Origin of the sequence: Mesorhizobium sp. M2A.F.Ca.ET.037.01.1.1 (assembly GCF_003998075.1) — a bacterium.
Taxonomy (GTDB): Bacteria; Pseudomonadota; Alphaproteobacteria; order Rhizobiales; family Rhizobiaceae; genus Mesorhizobium.
On record NZ_RZSA01000578.1, the window covers coordinates 1 to 4,346 of the forward strand.

Consider the following 4,346-nt stretch of genomic DNA (forward strand, 5'->3'; position numbering starts at 1 on the left):
AACCAACCCGCGGCGTCACCGAGGAGCCCCCCCCCGGCTTCAACCGCCTCTACCAGCTGCAGAAGAAGGGCCTGCTGCCCTTCCCGGCGATCAACGTCAACGATTCCGTCACCAAGTCGAAGTTCGACAACAAATATGGCTGCAAGGAATCGCTGGTCGACGGCATCCGCCGCGGCACCGACACGATGATGGCCGGCAAGGTCGCGGTGGTGTGCGGCTATGGCGACGTCGGCAAGGGCTCGTCGGCCTCGCTGCGCGGCGCCGGCGCCCGCGTCAAGGTCACCGAGGTCGACCCGATCTGCGCGCTGCAGGCAGCGATGGACGGCTTCGAGGTGGTGACGCTGGAAGACGCGGCCCCAACCGCCGACATCGTCATCACCACCACCGGCAACAAGGATGTCGTCACGCTCGACCACATGCGGGCGATGAAGGACATGGTGATCGTCGGCAATATCGGCCACTTCGACAACGAGATCCAGGTGGCGTCGCTGCGCAACCTGAAATGGACCAACGTCAAGCCGCAGGTCGACCTGATCACCTTCCCGGACGGCAAGCGGATGATCCTTCTCTCCGAGGGACGCCTGCTCAACCTCGGCAACGCCACCGGACATCCGAGCTTCGTCATGTCGGCCTCGTTCACCAACCAGGTCCTGGCGCAGATCGAGCTGTTCACCAAGCACGGCCAGTACCAGAACCAGGTCTATGTGCTGCCCAAGCATCTCGACGAGAAGGTGGCGCGGCTGCATCTCGACAAGCTCGGCGCCAAGCTCACGGAGCTCTCCGGCGAACAGGCCGCCTATATCGGCGTGACGCCGCAGGGCCCGTATAAGCCGGAACACTACCGCTATTAACCAAAGCGAAATTATCTACCAGATATTGAAGTCGGGTGGTTGACTTTCCGCCCGGCTTTATTTTTTGCGCCAATGATTCTTCACGCCGATTCCAGCAGGCGTTATTGTTGTGATTCGCGGTCCGGGGACATGTTGGGCCGGGGACGCATTCAGGGCGGTCTTGCATTCAAGCGGCGAAGAGGACCAAGACATGCCGGGGGATTACCCGCGAAGCGCGGGAAAGGCCGTTTCCGGCGGCCATGAGGATTCGAACGAAGCCGACCCCGCCGTGAACGGCGGCGGTTTTCGCGCCGGTGCGCGGCAGGCCTTGCTTCTTGCCACCTCGGCGCTTGCCAGCCCGCTGCTCGCCTTTGCCGCGCGCGCCGACACAAGCCTTCCGGGAAAGGCCGATGCGCCGGTCAGTACCGTCGAGGTCATGCAGCTCGCCATGTTCGTCGGCGTGATGGGCGCGGCGCTTGTCTCGGCCATCTTCCTGATCCGCGAACGCGGGCGCACCGCCGCGCAGAATGTCCAGCTCAGGGCCCGCATCGCGGACGTCAACGCGGCGCTGCAGCGTTCCGAGGCGCTGCTCAACCTGCGCGACCAGCGGCTGATCGTCTGGGCCACGGACAACAAGAAACCCGAACTCATCGGCAGCCTGCCGTTGGAAAGCGGCGCGCCCGACGACAGGTCCGCCTTCCTCGCTTTCGGCCGCTGGCTGATGCCGCGCTCGGCGGCGGCGCTGGAACACGCGGTCGCCGCGCTGCGCGAGCAGGCAAAGGCCTTCGATCTGGTCATCGAAACGCAGGCCGGCGTGCCGCTGGAAGTGCATGGCCGCAAAAGCGCGGCGCATGTCTTGGTGCGCTTCGTCTCGCTGTCGGAGACGCTGCGCAACCAAGCCAGGCTGAAGATCGAGAACCAGCGGCTCAGCGCCGACCACGACACCATGATCGGCCTGCTCGACGCGTTGAAGATGCCGGCATGGCTGCGGGCGGCGGACGGCCGATTGCAATGGGTCAACCGCGCCTATGCCGAGGCGGTGGAGGCGGAAAGCCCGGCTGCGGCCGTGCGCGACGCCAGGGAGTTCCTCGGCGGCCAGGCGCGCGATCAGATCGCCGAACAGCACAAGACGCGCGCGGTCTTCGAACAGACGCTTTCCACCGTGATCGATGGCGACCGCCGCATGTTCGCGGTCACCGACTTCGCCGGCGCCGACGGCTCGGCGGGACTTGCTTGCGACACAAGCGCGGCCGAGACGATCCGCGCCGAACATGAGCGGACCGTGCGCAGCCATGCCGACACGCTCGACCAGCTGAACACCGCGGTGGCGATCTTCGACACCGACGAGAAGCTGCGTTTCTTCAACCAGGCCTTCCAGAAGCTGTGGGGCCTGGATTCGGGCTTCCTGCTCAGCGCGCCCTCCAACACGCTGCTGCTTGACCGGCTGCGCTCGGAAGGCAGGATCGCCGAGCAGCCGGAATGGCGGCGCTGGAAGGAGAACCTGCTCAGCGCCTATCGCGCCGTCGAATCGCAGGAGCATTGGTGGCACCTGCCGGACGGCAAGACGATCCGCGTAGTGGCGAACCCGCAGCCGAAGGGCGGCGTCACCTGGGTGTTCGAGAACCTGACCGAGAAGATGGATCTCGAGAGCCGCTACCAGACCGCCGTGCGGGTGCAGGGCGAGACGCTGGACAACCTCGCCGAAGGCGTGGTCGTCTTCGGTCCGGACGGGCGGCTGCGCCTGTCCAATCCGGCCTTCGTCGCGCTTTGGGGGCTGACGGCGGAAGCGCTCAAGCCCAACGTCCATGTCTCGGCGATCCGCGACCTGTGCGACCAGCACGCCGCGAACAGCCCGTGGGGCGGCTTCGTCGCCGCCGTCACCGGCTTCGACGACGAGCGCCGCGACCGGCGCGGCCAGATCGAGCTGATCAATGGCAACGTGCTGAGCTACGCGGTGATCCACCTGCCCAATGGCCAGGTGATGATCACCTTCGTCGACGTCACCGACACCGTCAATGTCGAGCGGGCGCTGAAGGACAGGAACGAAGCGCTGGAGAAGTCCGACCAGTTGAAGAACGAATTCGTGCAGCACGTGTCCTATGAGCTGCGCTCGCCGCTGACCAACATCATCGGCTTCACCGAGTTGCTGTCGCTGCCCGCCACCGGGCCGTTGACGCCGAAGCAGCGCGAATATGTCGAGTATGTCGGCTCGTCGTCATCGGTGCTGCTCACCATCGTCAACGACATTCTCGACCTGGCGACGGTCGACGCCGGAATCATGCAGCTCGACATTTCCGAGATGAATATCGATCGGACGATCGCCGCGGCGGCCGAGCTGGTCGCCGACCGGCTGGACGAGCACCGGATCAAGCTCGCGATCGACGCGACGGAGGCGCCGGCGAGCTTCCATGGCGACGAGACCCGCATCCGCCAGATCCTCTACAATTTGCTCAGCAACGCGGCGAACTACGCGCCGGAGGCAAGCACGATCCGGCTTACCTGCCGGCGGCTGGCCGACGCCGTCGAGTTCTCGGTGCATGATGACGGCCCCGGCATGCCGCCGGACGTGCTGGAGTCGGTCTTCCGCCGCTTCGAGCCGCGCGCCAATGGCGGGCGGCGGCGCGGCGCCGGGCTGGGGCTCTCGATCGTCAAGAGCTTCGTCGAGCTGCATGGCGGAACCGTGCGCATCGAGACCGGCCAGGACAGGGGCACCACGGTGATCTGCACCTTCCCGGACAAGCCGTCCGGAATCCCGGATACGCCGGCCGGCATCCGCGACGCGGCCGAGTAGCGCGGCCTATATGGAAGGGATGGTGCTGGAGCGTTTTCTCGCCGACGAGGCGGCAACGGCAAGGCTTGGCGAGGATCTCGCCATGGCATTGCGCGCCGGCGACGCGATCGCGCTCAAAGGCGATCTCGGCGCCGGCAAGTCGACGCTGGCCCGCGCGCTGATCCGGGCACTGGCCGACGACGCCAATCTCGAGGTGCCGAGCCCGACCTTTACGCTGGTACAGAGCTACGAGACGCGCGTCCCCGTCCACCATTTCGACCTCTATCGGCTTTCCGCGCCGGACGAGCTCGACGAGCTCGGACTCGACGATGCTCTCAGCCAAGGCGCGGCGTTGATCGAGTGGCCGGAACGGGCCGGAGACCGATTGCCCGCAAATGCGCTGTGGGTCGATCTCGCCGAACATGGCGAAGGTCGCGTGGCGCGGTTGTCGGGCCAGGGACCTGTCTTTGAGCGCGTGGCGCGATCGCTGGCCATGCGCGATTTCCTGGCCTCGGCCAGACGGGGCGAAGCCAGCCGCCGCCATTTCGTCGGCGATGCCTCCGCCCGCTCCTACGAGATCGTGTCGCTGCCCGGCGAGGCGCCGCGCGTGCTTATGAACTCTCCGCGCCTGGTGCTCGGGCCGCCGGTGCGCGACGGCAAGCCCTATGCGGTGATCGCCCATACGGCTCAATCCGTCGCCGCCTTCGTCGCCATCGACAAGGCGCTGCTGGCGAACGGCGTCAGCG

At 66.3% G+C, this 4,346-nt stretch carries 3 protein-coding genes; all 3 read left to right on the forward strand.

Features of this window, described 5'->3' with window-relative positions:
- Positions 1–851 (forward strand): adenosylhomocysteinase (locus EOA27_RS24595; protein WP_127257471.1); only part of this gene is annotated, 851 nt, incomplete at its 5' end.
- A 190-nt stretch (positions 852–1,041) separates the two neighbouring features.
- Entirely contained in the window at positions 1,042–3,621 is a 2,580-nt protein-coding gene (locus EOA27_RS24600; protein ID WP_126080110.1) for a PAS domain-containing sensor histidine kinase, read from the forward strand.
- Between the two features lie 10 nt (positions 3,622–3,631).
- On the forward strand, positions 3,632–4,346 hold a 715-nt coding region (gene tsaE / locus EOA27_RS24605), incomplete at its 3' end, for a tRNA (adenosine(37)-N6)-threonylcarbamoyltransferase complex ATPase subunit type 1 TsaE (RefSeq protein WP_127257473.1).